This is a genomic window from Candidatus Acididesulfobacter guangdongensis (assembly GCA_004195045.1).
In the GTDB taxonomy this organism is placed as follows: Bacteria; SZUA-79; SZUA-79; order Acidulodesulfobacterales; family Acidulodesulfobacteraceae; genus Acididesulfobacter; species Acididesulfobacter guangdongensis.
On sequence record SGBC01000003.1, the window covers coordinates 207,979 to 230,349 of the forward strand.

The 22,371-nt window shown below is 32.1% G+C and carries 25 protein-coding genes and 3 pseudogenes; 23 read left to right on the plus strand and 5 right to left on the minus strand.

The window, feature by feature from the left end; genetic code table 11:
• The first annotated feature begins 681 nt into the window (after positions 1-681).
• The 6 genes from EVJ46_07285 (at position 682) to EVJ46_07310 (ending at position 5,538) form a co-directional block, all read left to right on the plus strand.
• Positions 682-1,215 (plus strand): hypothetical protein, encoded by a 534-nt coding sequence (locus tag EVJ46_07285; GenBank protein ID RZD15993.1) that lies wholly within the window; start codon positions 682-684, stop codon positions 1,213-1,215.
• Positions 1,157-1,630, plus strand: a complete 474-nt coding sequence (locus EVJ46_07290; protein RZD15994.1) for a hypothetical protein — start codon at positions 1,157-1,159, stop codon at positions 1,628-1,630. The genes EVJ46_07285 and EVJ46_07290 overlap by 59 nt, the downstream gene beginning before the upstream one ends.
• 481 nt (positions 1,631-2,111) lie before the next feature.
• Positions 2,112-2,558, plus strand: a complete 447-nt coding sequence (locus tag EVJ46_07295) for a hypothetical protein (protein RZD15995.1) — start codon at positions 2,112-2,114, stop codon at positions 2,556-2,558.
• The gene (locus tag EVJ46_07300; GenBank protein RZD15996.1) at positions 2,545-2,934 is read left to right on the plus strand and encodes a hypothetical protein; all 390 of its coding nucleotides are present in this window, start codon (positions 2,545-2,547) and stop codon (positions 2,932-2,934) included. The genes EVJ46_07295 and EVJ46_07300 overlap by 14 nt, the downstream gene beginning before the upstream one ends.
• 85 nt (positions 2,935-3,019) lie before the next feature.
• A complete protein-coding gene (locus tag EVJ46_07305; GenBank protein ID RZD15997.1) occupies positions 3,020-4,249 on the plus strand; it encodes a methyltransferase domain-containing protein in 1,230 nt (409 codons plus the stop codon).
• 89 nt (positions 4,250-4,338) lie between these two features.
• On the plus strand, positions 4,339-5,538 hold the full coding sequence (locus EVJ46_07310; protein ID RZD15998.1) for a hypothetical protein: 1,200 nt from the start codon (positions 4,339-4,341) through the stop codon (positions 5,536-5,538).
• Positions 5,539-5,559: 21 nt separating this feature from the next.
• Here the strand turns inward: EVJ46_07310 and EVJ46_07315 are convergent, their stop codons facing one another.
• The 3 genes from EVJ46_07315 to rfbF all read right to left on the minus strand — a co-directional run bounded on the left by EVJ46_07315 (position 5,560) and on the right by rfbF (position 7,924).
• The gene (locus EVJ46_07315) at positions 5,560-6,417 is read right to left on the minus strand and encodes an NAD(P)-dependent oxidoreductase (protein RZD15999.1); all 858 of its coding nucleotides are present in this window, start codon (positions 6,415-6,417) and stop codon (positions 5,560-5,562) included.
• Positions 6,414-6,974 (minus strand): dTDP-4-dehydrorhamnose 3,5-epimerase, encoded by a 561-nt coding sequence (gene rfbC / locus EVJ46_07320; protein RZD16000.1) that lies wholly within the window; start codon positions 6,972-6,974, stop codon positions 6,414-6,416. The genes EVJ46_07315 and rfbC overlap by 4 nt, the downstream gene beginning before the upstream one ends.
• A 164-nt stretch (positions 6,975-7,138) precedes the next feature.
• The gene (rfbF, locus tag EVJ46_07325) at positions 7,139-7,924 is read right to left on the minus strand and encodes a glucose-1-phosphate cytidylyltransferase (GenBank protein ID RZD16001.1); all 786 of its coding nucleotides are present in this window, start codon (positions 7,922-7,924) and stop codon (positions 7,139-7,141) included.
• 175 nt (positions 7,925-8,099) lie between these two features.
• On the opposite strand from rfbF, the gene rfbG reads away from it, so the two are divergent.
• The 17 genes and pseudogenes from rfbG to EVJ46_07410 all read left to right on the plus strand — a co-directional run bounded on the left by rfbG (position 8,100) and on the right by EVJ46_07410 (position 21,194).
• Positions 8,100-9,248, plus strand: coding sequence for a CDP-glucose 4,6-dehydratase (gene rfbG, locus EVJ46_07330; protein ID RZD16235.1), 1,149 nt, complete (start codon positions 8,100-8,102; stop codon positions 9,246-9,248).
• 322 nt (positions 9,249-9,570) lie between these two features.
• Entirely contained in the window at positions 9,571-10,218 is a 648-nt protein-coding gene (locus EVJ46_07335) for a hypothetical protein (protein RZD16002.1), read from the plus strand.
• Positions 10,219-10,447: 229 nt separating this feature from the next.
• A pseudogene (locus tag EVJ46_07340) lies at positions 10,448-10,610 on the plus strand (type II toxin-antitoxin system HicA family toxin).
• 89 nt (positions 10,611-10,699) lie between these two features.
• Entirely contained in the window at positions 10,700-10,912 is a 213-nt protein-coding gene (locus tag EVJ46_07345; protein RZD16003.1) for a type II toxin-antitoxin system HicB family antitoxin, read from the plus strand.
• Between the two features lie 677 nt (positions 10,913-11,589).
• Positions 11,590-11,840, plus strand: a pseudogene (locus EVJ46_07350) (DUF4160 domain-containing protein).
• Between the two features lie 190 nt (positions 11,841-12,030).
• Positions 12,031-12,810 (plus strand): EcsC family protein, encoded by a 780-nt coding sequence (locus tag EVJ46_07355; protein RZD16004.1) that lies wholly within the window; start codon positions 12,031-12,033, stop codon positions 12,808-12,810.
• 266 nt (positions 12,811-13,076) lie between these two features.
• Complete coding sequence (locus EVJ46_07360) at positions 13,077-13,280, plus strand: DUF2191 domain-containing protein (GenBank protein RZD16005.1); 204 nt, start codon at positions 13,077-13,079, stop codon at positions 13,278-13,280.
• A complete protein-coding gene (locus tag EVJ46_07365) occupies positions 13,270-13,683 on the plus strand; it encodes a PIN domain nuclease (GenBank protein ID RZD16006.1) in 414 nt (137 codons plus the stop codon). The genes EVJ46_07360 and EVJ46_07365 overlap by 11 nt, the downstream gene beginning before the upstream one ends.
• Before the next feature lie 516 nt (positions 13,684-14,199).
• Positions 14,200-14,727, plus strand: coding sequence for a hypothetical protein (locus EVJ46_07370; GenBank protein ID RZD16007.1), 528 nt, complete (start codon positions 14,200-14,202; stop codon positions 14,725-14,727).
• Positions 14,728-14,751: 24 nt separating this feature from the next.
• On the plus strand, positions 14,752-15,009 hold the full coding sequence (locus tag EVJ46_07375; protein ID RZD16008.1) for a hypothetical protein: 258 nt from the start codon (positions 14,752-14,754) through the stop codon (positions 15,007-15,009).
• 4 nt (positions 15,010-15,013) lie between these two features.
• The gene (locus EVJ46_07380; protein ID RZD16009.1) at positions 15,014-15,403 is read left to right on the plus strand and encodes an HPP family protein; all 390 of its coding nucleotides are present in this window, start codon (positions 15,014-15,016) and stop codon (positions 15,401-15,403) included.
• 246 nt (positions 15,404-15,649) lie between these two features.
• On the plus strand, positions 15,650-17,251 hold the full coding sequence (locus EVJ46_07385) for an FAD-binding protein (protein ID RZD16010.1): 1,602 nt from the start codon (positions 15,650-15,652) through the stop codon (positions 17,249-17,251).
• Positions 17,252-18,435: 1,184 nt separating this feature from the next.
• Positions 18,436-18,693 carry an AbrB/MazE/SpoVT family DNA-binding domain-containing protein gene (locus EVJ46_07390; protein ID RZD16011.1) on the plus strand — a complete coding sequence of 86 codons (258 nt, stop codon included), beginning with the start codon at positions 18,436-18,438 and terminating at the stop codon, positions 18,691-18,693.
• Between the two features lie 4 nt (positions 18,694-18,697).
• Entirely contained in the window at positions 18,698-19,099 is a 402-nt protein-coding gene (locus EVJ46_07395) for a type II toxin-antitoxin system VapC family toxin (protein ID RZD16012.1), read from the plus strand.
• Positions 19,100-19,526: 427 nt separating this feature from the next.
• On the plus strand, positions 19,527-20,126 hold the full coding sequence (locus EVJ46_07400) for a hypothetical protein (protein ID RZD16013.1): 600 nt from the start codon (positions 19,527-19,529) through the stop codon (positions 20,124-20,126).
• 111 nt (positions 20,127-20,237) lie between these two features.
• Positions 20,238-20,782, plus strand: a pseudogene (locus EVJ46_07405) (transcriptional regulator).
• A gap of 178 nt (positions 20,783-20,960) precedes the next feature.
• Positions 20,961-21,194, plus strand: a complete 234-nt coding sequence (locus tag EVJ46_07410; GenBank protein RZD16014.1) for a HypC/HybG/HupF family hydrogenase formation chaperone — start codon at positions 20,961-20,963, stop codon at positions 21,192-21,194.
• A gap of 389 nt (positions 21,195-21,583) precedes the next feature.
• On the opposite strand, the gene EVJ46_07415 is transcribed toward EVJ46_07410, so the two are convergent.
• Both EVJ46_07415 and EVJ46_07420 read right to left on the minus strand, forming a co-directional pair.
• Positions 21,584-21,892: a hypothetical protein gene (locus EVJ46_07415; GenBank protein RZD16015.1), complete on the minus strand. Its 309-nt coding sequence runs from the start codon at positions 21,890-21,892 to the stop codon at positions 21,584-21,586.
• A gap of 56 nt (positions 21,893-21,948) precedes the next feature.
• The gene (locus tag EVJ46_07420; GenBank protein ID RZD16016.1) at positions 21,949-22,224 is read right to left on the minus strand and encodes a hypothetical protein; all 276 of its coding nucleotides are present in this window, start codon (positions 22,222-22,224) and stop codon (positions 21,949-21,951) included.
• Positions 22,225-22,371: the final 147 nt, after the last annotated feature.

Below are 22,371 nucleotides of genomic sequence, written 5' to 3' on the forward strand. Positions count from 1 at the left end.
TTTGGATTGAACACAAAAATGTTGATTTTACTAAAGATATAACTATTTTTAAAAAGGAAGAAATAAAACTATAATGAACCCATAAATTAAGACAGCTTTTTTAAAATTGAACTTCCGCATTACAATAATTATAAAAATCTGTTAAAATTTATTATTATTAGCTAATAAGAAAAATAATAAAAAAGATTAAAAAATTAGCATATTAAAATTAGCAAATTAAAAATAATAAATTTAACTATAATTAAAATAATAATTATAATTAAAAATAGGAGCGTTATAATGAGTACAAGCCATAGGAAGTTTTCTCCTGATTTTAAGGATAAGGTCGTCTTAGAACTATTGGAATCTTAGCAGGACGACTAATGAAATAGCCGTTCAATACAAAATACTGCCTAAAAGCGTTCAGGTGTGGAGGCGCGTTTTTTAACCGCCTGCGGCGGTTCACCAGTTTTTTGAGAATGCTTCCGCCATTTATGAAGATTCCGTGTCTTCTAAGAAATACAAAGACGAACTAAAAGAAAAAGAAGAAAAAATAGAAAACTTAGAAAAAACTTTAGGCAGAACTGTAATGGGAAGTATAAAAGCCAAATGCCTTTATGTGGCTGCAAAAAAAAGTAGGTATAAAAGCCAACGGCTTGGCTTTTATGTTGGGCTTGACTGACAAATTAAGCGTGAGCTGCGCTGCCCTTCGGGTGCAGGACCCGACATAAACGGCATGCGTTTATACCATTGTCTATTACAAGGCAGTGCCAGTTGTTACAGTTAAATAGAACTACAATCTATTATGAACATACTGAAAGATTCTTAAATCAAATTATATTAAACAGGTTAGATGAAATATATACGGAATTTCCGTATTACGGATACCGCCGCATGTATCATACTTTAATTGAGGAAGGCAAAGACGTCAATCCTAAGCAAATATTAAGTTATATGAAAATACCGGGTATTAAAGCGCTGTATCCGGCAAAGAAGAAAAACACTTCAATGCCTAACGCAAATCATGAAAAGTATCCGTATCTTCTAAAAGGTCGTAAGGTAACCAAGCCTAATCAAGTCTGGGCGTCAGACATCACTTATATCCGCCTTAATCACGGTTTTGTTTATCTATTATCAGGCACCGTAATAGACCTTTATACACGCAGCACGCAGTATTATGTCATGGAGCCTATCTCCTATTATGGACGAAAGGCTTACTATGAATGTATTAAATGACGCTATATATAAATACGGAAAGCCTGAAATATTTAATTCAGACCAGGGTTCGCAATATACGGCTCAGAATTTCATTAATATTTTATTAAATCACAATATATCTATTTCAATGGATTCTAAAGGTCGTGCGATAGACAACATATTTATCATATCTTCACCTGCGAGTTTTGAAAAGCATGACTTTTCAGCAGGCGAAGATGGGTTCTGGCGTACTATTAAATGGGACAATATCTATCCTTCGGGCTATGAAACGCTAAAAGAAGCAAGAGCCGGCATCGACGCTTTTATGTATAAATACAACAATCACAGGCTGCATTCGTCTTTAGGATATAAACCGCCGCTAAAAGTTTATAATAAATATTTTGAAAAAGCGGCGTATAATTTAAAAAGGGTACCCCTTTTTAAATTATACTAATAAAAATAAATGATAATTAATAATTAAAATGATAATGAAAAAGAATTAAAAAAAGGAAGTAAGAAAATAAAAAATCGGTCTCGTATATTAATATTTTTTATATTAAATTTAATTATTTTTGTTATAATTTAGGGCATATCTAATTTGTCTGAGTCGCTCTATAACGGCAGACTGATGTCAAGTCAGATAGCCCAACCAAAAACTTGGATAGTAACTGAGTCTTAAAAGACTGTATGAAACGAGATGAAGTTTATTTGGGCAAATTAATTTAAATCTATCAAGCGGAGGAAAAAATGAACATCATTAGGAATAGATGTTTCAAAATTAACGCTTTCGTGTTTTGACGGCAAAAATTATTTTGAGATTCAAAATAACAAGAAGAGCGTTACCGCTTTTGCAATTAAGGTGGCAAAAAAAGATGCCGGATTCATTTATGAAGCGACAGGTCATTATCCTTTAGTTTTAGATTTAGAATGTATTAATAACGGAAATACCTGTTTATAAAGTAAATCCGAGAGATTCTAAACATTTTTCCAAGGCGATTAAACACAGAAATAAAACGGATATATTGGATTCTAAAATGCTCTGGGATATACAGAAGATAGCCAAAGAAGATGATTACAAGATATTAGAATTAAATAAGCTAAATCAAAAATTGGAAGAATTTATGTCTTATTACTATTTTCTGCAAAAACAGATAGTGGAGTTAAAAAACAGGCTTGAGAGCCAAATATTAAGAAGCAATAAATGGATTATAAAAGAACTTGCGAAAGAGCTTAAAACTACAGAAAAAAAGCAGGATAAAGTTATAGAAAAAATGCTTGAAACGATTCATAAAGACAAGGAACTTTCCGAATGTTTTAAATGCGTTAAATCTGTTAGCGGCATAGGCAATAAAAGTTCTCTTCTCAACTATGTTTTTTCTTAACTATCCCGATACTAATAAAAAAGAACTGACTGCATTAGCCGGACTTGATCCGGTTGAAACAACATCGGGAACTTCAGTCAGGAAGAAAACAAAGATATTTAAAAGAGGTTCTGTTATTTTACGCATGATGTTTTTTATGCCGGTTCTTTCAATGATATATAGAAATACTCCTTTTAAGATTTTATATAACCGTATAGTTGAAAGAGGAAAGGAAAAGAAAGTAGCCGTTATAGCTATTATGAGAAAAATTATTATAATAGCCCATACGTTATTTACTAAAAATCAGGTTTTTGATAAATCAAAATATTTGGCTGTCACAGGAGTAAAATTTAATAGAATCTTAAAAATTTTGCTTGACTTTAATATAGCAACTTGACAAATGGGTGCAGTATAAATTAATGCATAAAAAAATAAAAAATAATTGATAAACCTAAATATGAAAAATTTTAATTGCAAATAGCATGACTATAAAATGCAGATTTTGCGGAAACAATTTAAAAAATGAATTTATAGATTTAGTAAATTCTCCGCCATCTAATTCTTTTTTAAGCGAAGAACAGTTAAACGAACCTGAAATATTTTATCCGCTTAAGCTTTTTGTATGCGATAAATGTTTTCTTGTTCAGATTGACGAATATAAGAAATCCGATGAAATATTTAACTCTGATTATGCTTATTTCTCTTCTTTTTCACAAAGTTGGTTGGAACACTCAAAGAAATATGTAGAAATGATTGTAAAAAGATTAGGACTTAATGAGTCGTCCCTTGTTGCCGAAATAGCTTCTAACGATGGATACCTCCTTCAATACTTTAAACAAATGGGTATACAATGTTACGGTATAGAACCAACAATTAATACATCTTTAGTATCAAAACAAAAAGGTATAGATGTTGTAGAAAAATTTTTCGATGCTTCTTTAGCAACACATCTTGCTGCCGAAGGAAAACGAGTAGATTTATTATTGGGTAATAATGTTTTAGCACATGTTCCAAATATAAACGATTTTGTAATAGGACTTAAGAAGTTGATTAAGGATAATGGAACTATTACTATGGAGTTTCCGCATATTTTAAATTTGATAGAACAAAACCAGTTTGACACAATATATCATGAGCATTTTTCATATTTTTCATTCTATACTGTAAATAAAATATTTAAAAAACATGGATTAAATATTTTTGACGTTGAAGAACTATCTACGCATGGAGGGTCATTAAGAATATATGCAACGCATGAAGAATTTAATATTTTGGCGTCTGATTCGGTGAAATTATTATTGAAAAAAGAAGAAAAATTTGGTATTACTAATATTACTACTTATTCCTCTTTTTCTGAAAAAGTAGAAAAAGTAAAAAATAATCTTTTAGAGTTTTTAATTTCAGCAAAAAAAGAGGGAAAGATGGTTGTCGGATATGGAGCTGCTGCCAAAGGAAATACATTGCTTAATTATTGCGGAATTAAAAAAGACCTTATATCTTTTGTAGTTGATAAGTCTCCTTATAAACAAGGTAAGTTTCTTCCCGCAAGTCATATACCTGTTTTAAATGAAGGTTTTTTAAAAAAAGAAAAGCCTGACTATATTTTAATTATTCCTTGGAATATAAAAAGCGAAATAATAAAACAGCTTTCATATATACGTAGATGGGGCGGAAAGTTTGTTTTAGCCATTCCATATTTGGAAATTTTATAAAACTAAACTCGCCGTTATAGGTTGTTGATATTGTTTATTGCATAAAATATTTTAACAGTTAAAGTATTATTTGTGATTTATTATAATTTATGTTTAATAAAATTATTTTTGACATTTCAGGTGTTTGTAATGCAAAATGTCCATATTGTGTTACAGGTTTGTTAAATTTAAATAAACTAAATATTAACGATACTAAAAATTCTTTTATTAAAGTAGAAAATTTTGAAAAAGCTCTTGATTATTTAATAATAAATAAAATATTTAATGTAGAATATGGCTCTATTGATTTGTATAATTGGGGTGAACCACTTATTCATCCAGAATTCGATAGTATAGTTAACATATTAAATAATCACAAAATAAAGTTCAGTATTTCTACTAATGCCTCAAAGTTTCCCAAATTAGCACAGTCAACATCTATGGAAAATCTTTTGGAATTGCGATTTTCTATGAGCGGATTTTCTCAATCGTCTTATGATAAAATTCATCAATTTAATTTTAATTTAATAAAAAATAACATAATTAAAATAATAGAAAGATTTAAACAGGCTGGGCACAAAGGAACCCCTATAATTAATTATCACATTTATCAGTTTAACATTGCAGAATATAATCAAGCATTAAATTTTGCAAAAAATTACAATATAAATATCTGGCCATATTACGCTTATATAAATCATTATGAACTTGCTAAAGATTATATAGATAACTCATTGGACAGAAAAATATTAAAAAAAGCATCAAAAGATTTAATGCTTTTTTACGTAGATGAGCTTATTTCAAAAAAACCCATCAATTATTCATGTCCTCAGTTCAACATGCTAACTATAGATGAAAATTGTAATGTTTTAACTTGCTGTGTTATTCCAAAGGGTTGCCAAAGTTATTCTGTAGGTAATTTGTTTGATCTAAGTTTGGAAAAAATATATAAATTAAAGACTTCTCAGAAAGAATGTGTAAATTGTCAAAAATTGAATTTTGATTTTTGGGCACATAACGTTACAACATGTGAAAGTTTGCCTTCTTTTATAAGGTTACCTGAAAAATTGCATGAATTATTCAAAAGTAACAAACAATACGAAACAGCATGGCTTATATTATCTTCTATATATTATAGAAGGCAAGATTTACAAAATGTTTTTCCTATGTCATTAAGTTTTGATATTAGGTTTTATTATAATTTATTACTATGGGCAATAAATGCAATAATTTATTACGAAGATGGCGATAAATCTATATTAGAGCCATATATTAAAGAATACACATTAATGCTTCAAGCTATTACTTGAAATAACTATTTTTGCAAATTTTTAATTTTTAGAGCAACATAATTTAAGTTTAGAATTATCCCCCCAAAAAGCCATTGGTTCATAATCAAGATAAGGATAATAACCTAAATTTAACTCAATATCGACACCTTTTTCTTTTATATAATTTTCAATAAGATTTCTTATCGATATAGGTTTACCGCTACAGCAATTTATAATGCCGGTTATTTTGTTTTGGAAAGCTGTTTTAACGATATATTCTGCTAATTTTTCTACCGAAATATAATCTCTTAGCTGTTCCCCACCAGACATATTAAAAATATTTTCGTTATTTTTGATTGCCGCATCTAACTGTGACAAAAGACTTTTAGGCGATTGTCCTTTGCCGTGAATATAAAAAAGTCTTAACCATTTTAAATTGAAATTTATTGTTTTTTGGAGTTCCTGCAAAAATCTTCTTAAACTGTCTTTGGCAACTCCATATGGAGTTACAGGATTAGTTTCAGCCTCTTCTACCAATTGCCCATTTTTAAGCCCATATTCTAAGCATGTACCGGTAATAGTCAAATCTTTAAGTCCGCCTAATACCATATCTCTGATGAAGAAATAATTTTTATAGAGGTTTTGCTCGATATGTAGCATATTTTTATAATCAGGCAGCCCGTCCCATGCCAGATGTATCATCATATCTGGTCTTTGGAGTCTGTTGTAAACATCAGAATTTGCTTGCGATATATCAAACTCTATTGTTTTTACTTTTTTATCGTTAAACCAACGGAATTTTTGTGCTTTCTCTATACTTCTAGTTGTTGCTATAATACTTATATCATAATGTTTGCAAAGGTTATCCATTATATGCGAGCCGATAAATCCGGTAGAGCCGACTATAAGAACTTTCATAAGTCTACACCTTTGAAATCATGTGATATAAATTTATGGTTTTTATCTCTTTCAGAAACTTGAGTAACGTTTAACGGCCATTGTATATTTAGCATTGGATCTTTACAATTAATGCCTGATTCGTATTCTTTGTTGTAAAAATTTGTGTGTAAATATAAAAGTTCTACATCATTTTCCATTGCTTGAAAGCCATGGGCAAAGCCTTCAGGTATTAAAAATATTTTTCTTGACTTGCTATCAAGAATTTCGCTGTGCCATTGCAAAAATGTAGGTGAATTTTTTCGTATATCCACGGCAACATCATAAATTATTCCCTTTAGACAGATTATTATTTTAACTTCCTGAAATGGAGGATGTTGAAAATGAAGGCCTCTTATGGTTCCTTTTTGTTTCGTGAATGAACGGTTAATATTGCAAAGCGGCTTTTTAAGCCCAACCTCTTTAAATTCTTCAATGCAATACAACCTTTCAAAGTATCCCCTGCTATCTGTTTTTGGTTTTGGAGTAATTAAATATAATCCTTTCAATTTTGTGGCAGTATAAATAAAATTATTCATATGAAAATTTAGATGCTATATGAAAACCATTCCATTCGTCGTTATATAAAGGGGTTCCAATCAAATATATCGATTAATTCTTTTTCCGTATAAGCTATTTCTATTTTGTTGTAAATAGTTTCAGCATTTGATTCTTTAGTCTGCTTTTTCATGTACAATCTCCACTAATCCTCTCCATCCCACACCTTCCATGCGGCGTTGCCGGTTTCCCACATCTGGTTTAACTGAGACTTGTCTCTCTGGGTATCCATGCACTTCCAAAAGCCTTTATGCTTATATGCAAGGAGATTGCCGTCTTTAGTGATTTTTTCCAAGGGTTCCCGCTCGAATATCGTCATATCGTTTTTAATATAGTCTATTATTTTGGGTTCGGCTACAAAAAAACCTCCGTTAATCCATGCATTATCGCCCTTAGGTTTTTCCAAAAATTTTAATATGCTTGAGGTATCGGGATCAATGTCAAGAGAACCAAAGCGTCCTTCCGGCTGGACGGCCGTCATAGTCAGCAGCTTTTTATGTTTTTTGTGAAATTTCAGGAGCTTTCCGATGTTTACGTCGGATACGCCGTCGCCGTAGGTAAGAAAGAACGGTTTATCGCCAATGTAATTTTTTACCCTTTTTATTCTTCCGCCGGTCTGTGTGTTTAAACCTGTATCCACTAGAGTAATTTTCCAAGGTTCGGCTTTGCAGTTGTGGACGTCGATAGAGTTATCGGATAAATTTATCGTAATGTCGGACTGATATAAAAAGTAGTTTGCAAAATATTCCCTTATCATATTGCCTTTATATCCGAGGCATATAATAAACTCGTTAAAACCGTAGATTGAATATATTTTCATTATATGCCAGAGTATAGGCTTGCCGCCTATTTTGACCATAGGTTTCGGACGCATTTCGGTTTCTTCCGACAGCCTCGTTCCGAGTCCGCCCGCGAGAATCACGACTTTCATATATAATTTATCGGTTATATATTGATTTAAATTAAATTTTTAGTTAAATAATTAAAAGATTATGCAATATAAATATGATATAATTTTTTTAAATTAAAAACAAAATTTATTTTATTATTGCAAAATATAATGTGATAGACAATTAAATATTTAAAGGGGCGTATAATTGAAAGATATCAAAAATAATAATAATTTTAACGGTTTTAACGGTTATTTCAGAAACAGAAAAGTCTTAATCACAGGACATACAGGCTTCAAGGGTTCGTGGCTTTCTATATGGCTTATGAGGCTCGGTGCCGGAGCTGCAGGCTATGCCCTTGACCCTTATACCGATAGAGACAATTTTGTTCTTGCAAATCTGTCCAAAAAGATGACCGATATAAGAGGGGACATAAGGGATTTTAAAAAGCTGAATTCCATTATAGAAGGGTATAAACCGGAAATAATATTTCATCTTGCGGCTCAGCCGTTAGTGAGGTTATCCTACGATATTCCGAGAGAAACTATCGAAACAAACGTTATGGGAACGGCAAACGTTCTCGAGTCTTTCAGGATGTCGGAAAGCGCAAATATCCTCATAGTTATAACTTCCGATAAGTGCTACGAAAATAAAGAAAATATTTGCGGTTATCGTGAAACCGACCCTATGGGAGGCTACGATCCTTACAGCGCAAGCAAAGGAGCGGCGGAGTTGATTTCTTCCGCATATATGAGATCGTTTTTTAATCCAGAAGATTTTAACAGGCACGGCAAAGCAATGGCAACCGTCAGAGCCGGAAACGTTATTGGCGGAGGAGACTGGGCGCAGGACAGACTTATTCCCGACTGCATAAGGGCATTGGAAGAAGGCAAGCCTGTCGAAGTCAGAAATCCCGATGCCGTAAGACCATGGCAGCATGTTCTTGAGCCGCTATACGGCTATTTGCTTCTTGCTTCCGTGATAAACGAGGACCCATCAAAATATTCCGGCGCATGGAACTTCGGACCGTCGGCGGATGCGGCGGATTCTGCTATAACCGTTAAAGAATTAGTCGAGAAAGTAATTAAATATTACGGCAAAGGGGTTTGGAAGGATGTTTCCAAAAGAGGAAGTAGAGAAAGTTCCGCTTTCGATGCCAAAAGCGAAAGTGAACCGCACAAACACGAAGCCAAGCTGTTAAATTTGAATATAAATAAAGCCGTTTCCGTTCTCGGCTGGAAGCCGAAATTAAATGCGGACGAAGCCGTAAAATTGACCGTGGATTACTATAAAAGATGCAAAGAGAGTAATGAAAATGCTTATGAAATATGCAGCGAACAGATTAGAATGTTTACCGACAAGTAAAATATGGCGGAAAATTAATTTTAGGGTTGCAAAAACTAATAAAGGTGTCAGATTTATTTATCTCCTCACTCCCGACTGCGTTTGCTGTTTACTCAGCGGAAAAATTATATAACGTAGAGCGTTTAGACTACTTTATAGATAAAATATTTATTCGTGCCCTTTATGACATAATGCACATAGAATATTCAACATAGTTGCCTTTATAGATCCAAATTTATCCATTTTTTTCATGCTTTATGATATAATAACTAAAAGTTAATATTTAAATCAAAAATTAATAGTTAAAACCAATAAAAATAGTTTATAAAGGTTATTATATAACATGAGCACAAATCCTTCTTTTTTATACAATAAAGTTGACAGGCTCGAAGAAGCCCTTATAAGGCTTGCAGATGCCCAGACAAAAACTCAGGCGGAATTATCCGAATTCAAGGAAGAGATGCGATTTAATCTTGAGAAATATGAAGAAAGAAGCCGCCGTGATCTTGAAGCCTATCGCGAAGAAAGCCGCAACGAGCAAAGAAAACTTAATCAGGAACTTGGAAGAATATCTAATAAGATGGGAACTATAGTCGAAGACTTAATCTATCCAGCAACAAGACCCCTAATCAGCCGTTATTTTAGCGAAGATATAGAAAATATAGATATATATTCCAATATATCCAAGAGAAACAATAAAAACGAAAGGGATGAATTTGATATAATAGCTTCTACTTCAGATAAAGTATTTCTTATAGAAGTTAAATCAACTATGAAGGATTCCTATATTAAATATTTTAAAGATAAACTAACCAGATTTCCTGATTTTTTTCCCGAATATAAAGACATGTGTCTTATTCCTATTATGGCTTCTTTGACAATGCTACCCAATACCGTTCATCAGCTTACAAAAAATAACATATATGCCATGGCATACCGCGAATGGGACTATATGGATATCCTTAATTTCGACAGTGATTTAGGTAAATAGGGGCAGCATGTATTTTGCAATCAAAAAATCCCCAATTTTGCAAAATAAATTTCCCAATATACGTAGGGATTTTTTATTGGTTTTTTAATGTTATTTTTAGCATTTAATTTATAATTAATTTGTTTGTTGCAATTATTTTTAAATATTACAAATACCGAACGAAAACTAAATAAAACGCTGAACGAAAATATTTGCAATATGATATAATATTAAAAAGCAATTTAACTATATGTCAAAATACGAAAAGTTATTAATCCAAATCCTGAAAGGCGATTCAGATTCCAATGTATCTTTTGAAGACATTTGCAGCCTTGTAAAAAAAATTGGGTTTCGAGGAACGCATAAAAGGCAGCCACCATGTTTTCAGAAAACAAGGTATTATAAAAAATTAATCTACAGAGCGACGGAAGCAAGGCAAAAATATACCAGGTTCGCCAGGTCAGGGATATAATTTTAAAATATAATTTGGGAGGAAGTTTTGATGTATAAATACGAAATTATTATTTACTGGGATAACAAGGACAATATTTACATTGCCGATGTTCCAGAATTGCCAGGCTGCGTCGCTCACGGCAAAACATATAACGATGCTCTTGATAACGTTAATAAAGCTATAGAATTATGGATAAATACCGCTAAGGAATTTGACGACCCGATACCCGAACCAAAGGGATATCGGCTTATGTACGCGTGATCATATTATCCAAGGATAGGTTTTTATAAAAAAACTTTATCTGATTTATTTTATCTCAGCTTTCAAGAAACGACTTCGACAGGTTTAACTCAATGCTTAAAAGATTAAGTAAACATCTAAACGCTGAAATAAAGTCATTCTTAGTATGCTATATATTTGCTCCTGAAGTTGAAAGATACGGCCAGATGTATTTTGTAATCAAAATAACCTCGCTTTTGAAATTTAATTTTACCCTCCTGCTGGGGAATTTTATATCGTTAAATTAAATTAATTTTTCTTTGCCGACGCCGATTTAAAATTAAATAAAACGACGGCAAAAACTAAACTTTTTTGACCGGAACATTTCCGCTATCACCTCCTATTCATTCCATTTAACCATCTGAAGGTCCTCCGCTGAGATTTGCGGATTGGGGGGGGGAGGTGTGTGTGGGCTCAATATAAAAAAGTAAGCGAATAAAGCTAAAAAAATATTTATTGTTTGTATCTCTGGAATGTACAGACAGATAGGTAAAATTCAAGAAACTTTACAAAACCCAGACATAGTTGTAAAATCTAAAATAGATATAGATGTTGAACTTTTTTTACAAAAACTGTATAAATACTCCAGTCGGAGAGAAATATTTATAAAATGTATTATATATAAGATTAGAAGATATTAATTATATAAGAAGAGAAGTATGAGCCCGACGATTTTAAGGATTATAGGTTCTTTTTTTTCGAGAGAAGAAGACCGAATGCGTATACATGTTATGTGCCAAAACGGCGAGGCTAAATTCTGGCTCAGCCCAAAAATAGAATTACTAAAAATTATGAATTATCTAAATCTCAAATTAATGAAATTAAAAATATAATAGAGTTAATTTATGATAAATTCAAAGATGCATGGAAAAATCACAAGTATGACGGCCGACGAGATAATACATTATGAGATATGATAAAGTTCTGGTCGATACATTGTCGGTTTAGATAGACTATGTTTTATAAAGAAAATATATGGGATCCAGCTATTGCATATACGAGGGTATTTCAGGCGGAAGTTACGCAATGCATCATGTCCCTTTTTCCTAAACCTATGTTTACCCGCATAAATAACTATATTCATTTGAGGAAATTAAACTATGGAAATTACTAATTCCGACCTTGTTATTCTTGAAAAATCGAAAAATGTTTTAGAAAATCCAGATTTTATAATGCAGGTTATTGATAAATTGGGGCAACCCATCGACAGTTTAATGAAACGGTTGCCTGATAATTATCGGGACTTAGTCGGCGAAGCAATACAAAAAGCACTCTTAGCGTCTTTAAAGGTTGCAATGGGTACCATGGACTTAAATAATAAAGAAACTTCATCTTTTTGGCATAAAATTGCGACTACAGGATTGGGTGCTATCGGGGGAGTTTTTGGTTTGCCTGGTTTTCTTGTCGAATTTCCAATTTCTACAACTGTTATGATGAGGTCAATATTAGATATAGCAAATTCATGCGGAGAAGATTTAACAAAACATGAAGTACAGTTAGAATGTTTACTAATATTTGCTTTAGGTGGCGGCAACTATCAAAACAATAATGCTAACTGTTCTAATTATTTTTCAAAAAGGTTCGCTCTTGCATCTTCAGTTAGATTAGCCGCTCAATATATTGCTGAGAATACGGTTATAGATGAATCAGCACCTGTTATCGTCCGTTTAATCGCTAGTATTGCAGAATTTTTTGGGGTAGATGTTACAATAGATGCTGCAGCTTCCGCTGTTCCAATAATTGGAGCAATTGGCGGAGGTACTATAAATTATTTATTTATCGATCAGTTTCAAAAATTAGCGGGGGCACATTTTACTATAAAAAAGTTAGAGCGGATATATGGGGTTGATTATATTTATAAAAAATACAATAGTATTTAATTTACTTATAGCATTGATATATAAAACTTCATTTATATAATATTAATGTGCATGATGCCGATGATATTTTTTAATATTTTCGGCGAAACTAAAAAACAAATTAAATTATTTTAGAGATAAATATACCATGTTAGGTGGGTGAAAATAAACGCAATTTGCCTGGTGAATTTATATTAGCATTAACTCAAACAGCTTGATTTTGCATAAAAATTATATTAAAATTTATGTATATAATTTGCATAAATTTAATAATATATTAATGAGGTATGTATATGCGCACCACAATCACAATAGATAAAGATATAATTGATGTTCTTCTTGAAGAAACGCATGTGAAAAGCAAGACCTCTGCTGTTAGAATAGCAATTGATTCTTATCTCAAAAAAAAGAAAGCGGAAAAAATAAAATCTATGAAAGGTAAAGTTGATTTTGATATGACGGCCGACGAGATAAGACATTATGAAAGATGACGATAAAGTTCTGGTCGATACATCGGTTTGGATAGACTATTTTAAAGGACAAAGCGATTACATTGCAACCCTTATAGATGCTATCATTACTGAAAATAATATTTACGTTCCAAAAGTTGTCATTGCTGAACTTATACAGGGTTGCAAGTCTGAAAAAGAATTATCAATAATAGAAGATTTTTTAGATGCATTTTTTATCATAGACAGTTCTGAAAACACTTGGATAAATGCTGGTAACTTATCGTTTTTAATGAAAAAGCGCGGTAAAACAGTAAATTTGATCGATTGCTATATAGCAGTTATCGCTAATGAAAATGATTGCAAAATTTTAACGCTTGATAAACATTTCAATGAGATAAAAAACTTTTTAAAAATTAGAGTGGATGGAATATGTAATAGGTAGAAATTGTAATTAAAAGGGATATGCATTGCCGTTTTTTTAAAAAACTTTTTAAAAAAAATAGAAAAAAAATTAAGGATATTCTAATTTCTAGATATATTTATAGAAACCGGTAAAAACGATAACATTCTCCAATCTAAAATAAAGTTTCTCGTTGAACTTGAAAAAAGAATTGGCGAACAAAAAAATTGCGTTATAATCTGTCGCCCCATTTTTCATAAGTGTATTGCGGGATATGCAATTTTTTTTGAATGCATAATATAATAAATATAATAAATATAATAAATATAATAAATAATAAAAGAAAAGTTTGAAGCAATTTTATATAAAGCAAACTTTATATAACGCAAACTATGATATAATTAAAAAAATAGATTGATTAATTAAATAACGCAAATTATTTTAAGTAGAAATTAAATCTTGCTTAGTTAATAGTTAATTATAATTAGAAAAATTTATTAATGAAATAACGGCATAGTATAATTTTAATTTAAATATTTAAAAAGGAGACGCTATATTATGCGTGACACAAAAAGATGGAATCCGGCTAACATCAAAAAACATGAAGCAACCGACGAATCTGATTCTTATAAGAGTGCGCTATCATACAAAGATATGTCAATATGCAAAAAATGTCACAATATTTATCATAATAAAAGATGGGTTCACGACGATGAACTTTATAATTCTATGTTGAAGAATAAAGAAGAAATAAATTATGTAATTTGTCCGGCATGTTTAAAAATAGAAACAAAATTTTACAATGGCGTAGTAGAGTTAAGCGGCAGTTTTCTGTTTGAGCATAAAGACGATATTTTAAATCTCGTAAAAAATACCGTAGAAAGAGCTGATTACATAGACCCATTGGAAAAGATTGAAAATATTGAAGAAGATGATGAAAAAAAAATTATAACAATATACACTACAAGCGAAGATCTTGCTCAAAGAATAGGGAAAAATATAGAAAAAGCATACCGGGGAGATATAGAATATTCATTCTCTGAAAGGGAGCTGTTTTTGAGAGTTTATTGGAAAAGAGACCTATAAGATTTATAATAAGGTATTTTATTTATGAAAGAAAATAACAATATGCCGGAAATATCGGACGAAGATATTAAGGCCGCATTTAAAGAAGTAAATACATATGTAGATATTTCCATAGAAGATTTTAAGGAAATCTATCTGCATGCATTAAGGCATGCAAAAAATAGACTGCTTAATATTTCCATTGACAGCGTTATGACTAAAGACATAATTTCTGTCACTGAAGATCGTCGGTATTTTTGCAATTTCTTACCTCTCGGCAAAATATTTTATTCCCATTTTTGATATTATGTTGGTTATCGGTTCCTTTGGCGCTTCCGCTGTTCTGATTTATGCAGCTATAAAAAGCCCTTTAGCTCAGCCGAGAAATCTTATAGGAGGACATGTTCTTTCTGCTTTAGTGGGTGTGGCATGCTATAAATTTTTCGGTGAGGACATTATACTTGCTTCTGCTCTTGCAGTATCTTTAGCCATTATGGTAATGCTTGCGACTAAAACCCTTCATCCTCCAGGCGGAGCTACGGCACTTATTGCTGTGATCGGAGGCCGCGCAATATATCGACTGGGGTTTCTTTATGCTTTAATTCCTATTGGCCTCGGTGCGGTAATTTTATTGATTATTGCGCTTTTAGTAAATAACCTTGCCGGAAACAGAAAATATCCGGAGTATTGGTTTTAAAATAATTTATCAATCAGAAAATAGAAAAATAATTAAGTTAGAAACTAGATAAATTAAGTAAATTAGTTAAATTTGGGATAGGCACTATTTCTTTATCAAAAAATAATTAATATAGTTTTGTTTAATTTAATTTAATTTAATTTAATTTAGTTTTGTTTAATTTAGTTTAGTTTAGCTTAATTTAGTTTAGTTTAATTTATTTTAATGTTATCTTATTTAGTTTAATTTAATTTTGGGGGTCTATTCATGGATATAGCAGATAATAATATTAATTTGGCTGAAAATGAAAATGTTAACATAAATAACATAAATAACATAAATAACATAAATAACATAAATAACGAAAATAACGAAATAATTACTGACGTTCTTATTGTCGGCGGAGGACCTGCCGGTATGATGACCGGTATTACGGCAGCACAATTTTGTCCGGGTAAAAAAGTTTTAGTGGTTCGTAAAGAATCCGATGCTGTTATACCATGCGGTATTCCTTACATATTTGGAACGCTTGGAGGCACCGACGAAGATATGGCCGGAAGATTGCCTTTAATTGCCGCTGGGGGAGAAATTTTAATAGGAAATATTGTTGAAATAGATAAAGTTAGACAAATAGCATATATGGAATATATTAATCAAGATTATAATAGTGAAGACGAACAAAATGAAAATATAGCAGCAGGAGCAGATGACAAAATTTCAGCGCAGGTATTAACAGAAAATATAAATAAACAACAACAATCGACAAAAACTAAAGATAGTAATTTAGTTTCAATTAAGTTTAACAGACTGGTGCTTGCAACTGGAGGCAAAAATTTTATTCCTCCTATTAAAGGTACTGATCTTGAAGGCGTGTTCAGTATCCAGAAAGACTATAACTATTTAGAGAATCTTTTTACTAATCTTATTCCAAAAGTAAAAAAACTTGCTATTATAGGAGGCGGTTTTATAGGGGTTGAATTTGCCGATGAAATAAGAAAGCTGGGTATTGAAGTGCATATTGTTGAAATGCTGCCGCATTTAATGCAGGTTTCGTTTGACTTAGATGTTTGCGCAAAGGTAGAAGAAATTTTGAAATCGCGCGGCATAACCGTACATACAGGCTGTCAGGTTGAAGAAATAATATCTGATCCGTCAGAAAAAAAAGTTGCAGGACTGCGCATAAAAGACAAAGAAGATATTAAAGCCGATGCTGTTTTAATAGCAATAGGCGTGAAACCAAATGTAGAACTTGCAAAAAAAATTGGATTGACATTATCAAGATCAGGAGGAGTATGGGTTGACGCTTTTCAGAGAAGCAGAGAGGATGATAAAATATTTGCCGTAGGCGATTGTGCTCATAAGCAGGATTTTTTTACAAGAAAAGCTAATCATGCTATGATTGCATCGCAGGCTGCAGCAGAAGGCAGAATTGCAGGTATGAATCTTTATAGCTTGCGTTTATCACGTTACAATGCGGGTTCTGTTTCCGTATATTCAAGCGAAATAGACGGGCTTGCTTTCGGAGTAGCGGGTTTAACGCAAGTGCAGGCAGCCGCTGAAGGTTTTGATATATTGATCGGTGAATCGCGACTTCCGGATCATCATCCTGCTTCAATGCCGAATACTACGGAGATATATTGCCGCTTAATATTTTCTAAAGAATCCATGCAGCTTTTGGGAGGTCAGATTACCGGCGGGCAGACTACCGGCGAACTTGTAAATACGATAGGTTTGGCTATTCAGATGCACGCTACAGCCACTGATATCGCAACAATGCAGTTCGGCAGCCAGCCAAGATTGACGCCCTCTCTGCATCCTATGGTAGCTGCAACTGGGGATGCTTTAAGAAAAAATGTACAAATAGTATAAAGTTTTACGAAAAAAATATGGCAATACTTGAACAAATTTTCCTTATCGTGAGTCCGACAAAATAAACAAGTAAACTGCCGGCATTGCAATCATAAAAGTATTGTCAAACATATTAGAAACAAAAATAGAGCTAAGCACGGCAACGCTCATAAGACCCACCACCGTTTCATTTTCACAAAACTTCTTTAGAATATAACCGAATATTGCAAATAAAAATGAAAATCACAATATAAATCCCAATAAACCTATCTGTATTAAAACGGCAACATAACCGTTGTCCACAGTAAACCTTTTTGATCCTAAAAAATTGCCGTAGCCATTATATTAAATAAAATTTTTTCATGTTATGTTTCCATTTTTTATTTATGAATTTCCACATTTTAAAGCCTATTCTATTCTATTCTATTCTATACAATACTCTTATATAATAGCCACACATAAACAACGATGAATATACGCACAAAGATAATCAAAATAACGGTGTTATTCTAGAATAAAAGCACCGGAACGACGCTAAAAGATCTTAGCATCTACAAAGTCAAATATGCCTTAAGAAAATAAGTGGCTAAAAGCGCAGAAATCAACACCGCTAAAAGCCTTATTTTTGGATTCACTTTCTTTTTTAGGCCATTGTTAAAAACCTATTTTGAGAATTTAAACTTTCTTTGTTGATTTCCATTGGTGTTGTCTTTCTTTAATGTTATTTGGACATAACTATTTTATAGGAGGCGCACCTTTTTTACCAGATAGAATTTACACAAGATATTTTACACTACCAATAAAACCGCCAATAAGGCTTATTTATATTTATTTAGTTATAACCTTAACTTTATTTAATGTCAAACGTTTTTTTAAAACCCGTTTTTGCAATACTTAATAATGGCTATTAACGATAAGTGAAACTATCGGTTAACAGGACGGCTGGCAAAAAAAGCATCGTTGGTTTTATACTGAAAAAGTTACGCAGTGATGTTTATTATATATACCTTCCCGGATTTTCAAAGATTATTAAAGAATTCGGATTAAAATAGAATGTAGTAGACAACTTTCTATTGCAGGGTTAAGGTGTTGTTTTAAAGTTGACATTTTATTTTAGTATGATATAAAATTAAATAATACTTAAATTTATAAGTATTATTAAGATTATATTATATAGATTATATTAAAGGGAGATGAAAAGGCTTATGCCAAAAATAATAGAAAAGACAACTGTTACCAGTAAAGGTCAGATAACTATTCCAAAAAAATATAGAGATATGTTAAAATTAAAATCTAAAGATACCGTTACTTTTAGAATAAAACAAGGTTTAATAGAGGTCATACCGTTTACTTCAAATATAGTTCAGTATTTCGGAAAGGTAACACCAAAAGAAAGACCTGAGGAATTTAAAAAAATAAGGAAGGAGTTTGAGGAAAGTGTCGCTGGGGGAATAAAAAAATAATATTATGCGTTTTATAGACACGAATATTTTTCTTCGTTACCTCACTAACGACGACGCCAAAAAGGCTAAAAAGGTTTTTTTGCTTTTAAAAAAAGTAGAAGATGGCAAAGAAAAGGTAACGACAAGCCCTCTAGTTATTTTTGAATTAATTTTTATACTTGATAAGTTTTATAAAGTTTCAAGAAAAGATATCGGAGAAATGACGACAGCCATTATCAATCTTGACGGATTGGTTGTTGAATTTAAAGATGCTTTTATATTTGCTCTTAAATTATTTGCAGAAAAAAATATACCTTTTGCCGATGCCTTTAATGCTTCAATTATGAAATCAAAAGGCATAACTGAAATTTATAGTTATGATACCGATTTTGACAAAATAGACAAAATAGAAACAATAGAACCGTAAGTTTTAGATAAATATCCCTTGTTACGTTATTATGCAAAGAAAAACGGACCAGCTTATAAATCTTTTTAAGAGCAACTGTGTATTCCGTTCTTATTGGACGCCGTTTACGGGAACTACTGGACACCCTTTATGTTTCTAACTGGACGCTTATCTCAGAGTTAATTCTTATTATTTTTTCATATAATACTATTCATCTTTAGTCAATAAATTATTGATAACTTGATAAAATAAATCAATTTAATTAATTTAATAAAAAAAGTTTATTTAATAAAAAAAATTAATAAAAAAACCAACCCTTTTTTATTAAATAAATATCAAATTAATTACGAAAAGGGTGTCCAGTAATTTCCGTAATGGGTGTTCAGTTAAAAATGTAAACCGTGTTAAGTTGGATGCGGAATATACAGTTTCGCAGACCGTCTTGCATATGTCGCAATCCGTGAAAGATATTTCCGAAAAATTAAACGTTTTAAGTTCCAAAAGTATAGAAATAAGCAAAATTTCAGAAAAATCCGAAAACATCCTGAAAAAAGTTAAAGTCGGAGCACATATCGAAAAAATTGCGGAATTAGCGGAGGAAGCTGTTGGCGAAATAGTTAAAATAATAGAGGATTCGATTAAAAACGGCGAGGTTTCGTCTTACGACCTGTGGGACAGAAATTATGCTCCGGTCGCAAATACTAATCCCCAGAAATATAAAACAAAATTTACCGATTTTGTAAAAAGACGGATTCAGCCGATAGAAGATAAATACCTCGGAAAGGACCACAGTTTTAAATATTTTTTGCTGATTGACGCGAACGGATATGCGGCGGCGCATAATTCTATATACGATAAGCCGCTTACGGGCGATTACGCAAAGGATATAACCGGCAACAGGTCGATGAGGATATTCAATGACCCGGTCGGTCTTGCGGTAGCAAGAAACACAGATAACCTTATAGTTCAGACTTATCCAAGAGATACTGGAGAAGTAATAAGCGACGTCGGCGTTCCTATGTTTATTGACGGTAAACACTGGGGCTGAATATGGGTCGGCTACGGTGTATAGCCTAAACTTAGAAACTGAAAGGAAAATATATATGATGTAGGCGGATTTTTACATATCAACTTTTAATTAATTCATGGAGGTAGATTTATGGAAATAAAATTAGCTAACCCTGCTCCGCTGGGACTTTCAGGATTTGCTCTAACGACGTTTTTACTTAGCATGATTAACATCGGGTGGTTTACCGGCGCAAATATGCCCATGGTTCTTGGATGTGCGTTTGCATTCGGCGGTGCGGCGCAGTTTGCCGCCGGACTTATGGAAATGCCGAGGGGTAACAGTTTCGGCATGACCGCGTTTTGCGGTTACGGAGCGTTCTGGTGGAGTTTTGCATTATTTGTTTTATTCTTTTCAAAAGGAGTAACGGGAGCTTTTATCGGCTGGTATCTTTTCTTGTGGGGTTTATTTACCACTTTTATGTGGGTTGCGTCTTTAAAAAAAGCCAAGGCGCTTATGCTTATTTTTTTATTTCTTACGGCGACTTTTTATCTGCTTGCGGTCGGCTTCTGGACGGGAATTGCTATGATACCGTCATAGGCGGATATTTCGGTCTTATTACCGCCGTGCTGGCGTTTTATCTGGCGACGGCTGAAAGCAATAACGAATCGTGGGAACGTACGGTTATACCCGTATAAATAGTAAAAAATAAACCGCCGTCCATGCTTAAAAAAATAATTTTAATACATGGACGGGGTGATAAGCTGAAAACTGAAAACCTAAATTGCAACACATTATAATTGATTTAATTTTGCGTTGGTAATACAATAAATTAAATCAAAAATACAATAAAATAAATAAAGGTTTAAAATCAAAATGTGCCTTGCGATTCCATCTAAAGTTATAGAAATAAAAAACGATAATACCGTCATTGTAGATACTATGGGTTCTAAAAGGCTCGTTTCTACGATGCTTTTAGAAGAGCAGGTCAAGATGGGCGATTATCTGCTTATTCACGTCGGTTACGCAATGCAAAAAATAGATGAAGAAGAAGCGCTGGAAAGCCTTAACCTATTCAGGGAAATCGAAAGCAAAATTGCAGGACGGTAAAGAAATATAAATTATTTAAAATAATTTAGTTTTTACAAAATAAGCACGATTATTACCTATAATTTGTCATCTATTCCTCTGAACTTGCACCAGTAAATATTGCCTCTTTTGAATATATTCATAAGTAAAAAAGTGTATCTGTTTTTGTATCTAAAATTTACATAATTTTACATAAATTTATCACTTTTTAACATTTAAGGCAAGACATTTTTTAATGGTGAAATAGGCTTGAAAGGCTTAAAATCGCTTGTTTTAACTGGTGGAGCTGATCGGAGTCGAACCGACGACATCTTGCATGCCATGCAAGCTATTACAACTAATAACTTATTAATATTATTAAGTTATTTTCTTTATAAAAAATGCTATGGGACAAATTTGAGACAAAAGGGCTATTTTGGGCAGTTATTTTCTTTGCCGGTAGAATGAAAAATAATATCAAATAACCTTTCGTTTGTTTTATTCATATAGTTCACTTTTTCGGAAAGGGCAGTAATCTTTATATCTATTTTTTCGTCGTTGTCGTCTATTTTGTTTTTAAGCGAATCTATCTTGATGTCCATAGCTTCTATTCTTGTATTAGTAGAATTTATCTTTTCTTCAAGAATATCCTGTTTGTTTATGATTTTACTTAAATTCGGGACGATTAGTTCCTGAATGACTTTTCTTATAGCGTTTTCTTTAATACTCTCAGCGGACATTTAAAGCTCCAGTAATTAAAAGTAATTAAAAGTAATTAAATTAATAGACAATGTTATTATACCAAAGTTTTTAAAAAAGAAAAATAAAATGAATGAAATAAAATAATTATATTTATTTTCTCTTCTATTCTCTTTTGGTCGTCTTGGCTTAATTTGGCGATTTTATTAGCCTGCGTCTTAGGTATTTGTTTAGCCTTAATGGCTTCTTTGGCTTCAGAGCAGATATTGTTATCTCGGTCAAGCCCTTCGTAAACTACGCTTTTTTTCTTACCTGTTTTAATAACTGTGTCGTCAACAAAAGACGGCAACGTCATTCCAGAATCTGGAACCACGTTGCCGTCTAAAGTTATCTAAAGGGATTAGTTTTAAGATTAAAACCCTGCTTTAAATTCCTAAAAAAGTATCGGTTACTTGTTATAATATTATTTTGACGAGTAAAAATATTTTAACAAAATAATTGCAATATTGCAAAAAATTTG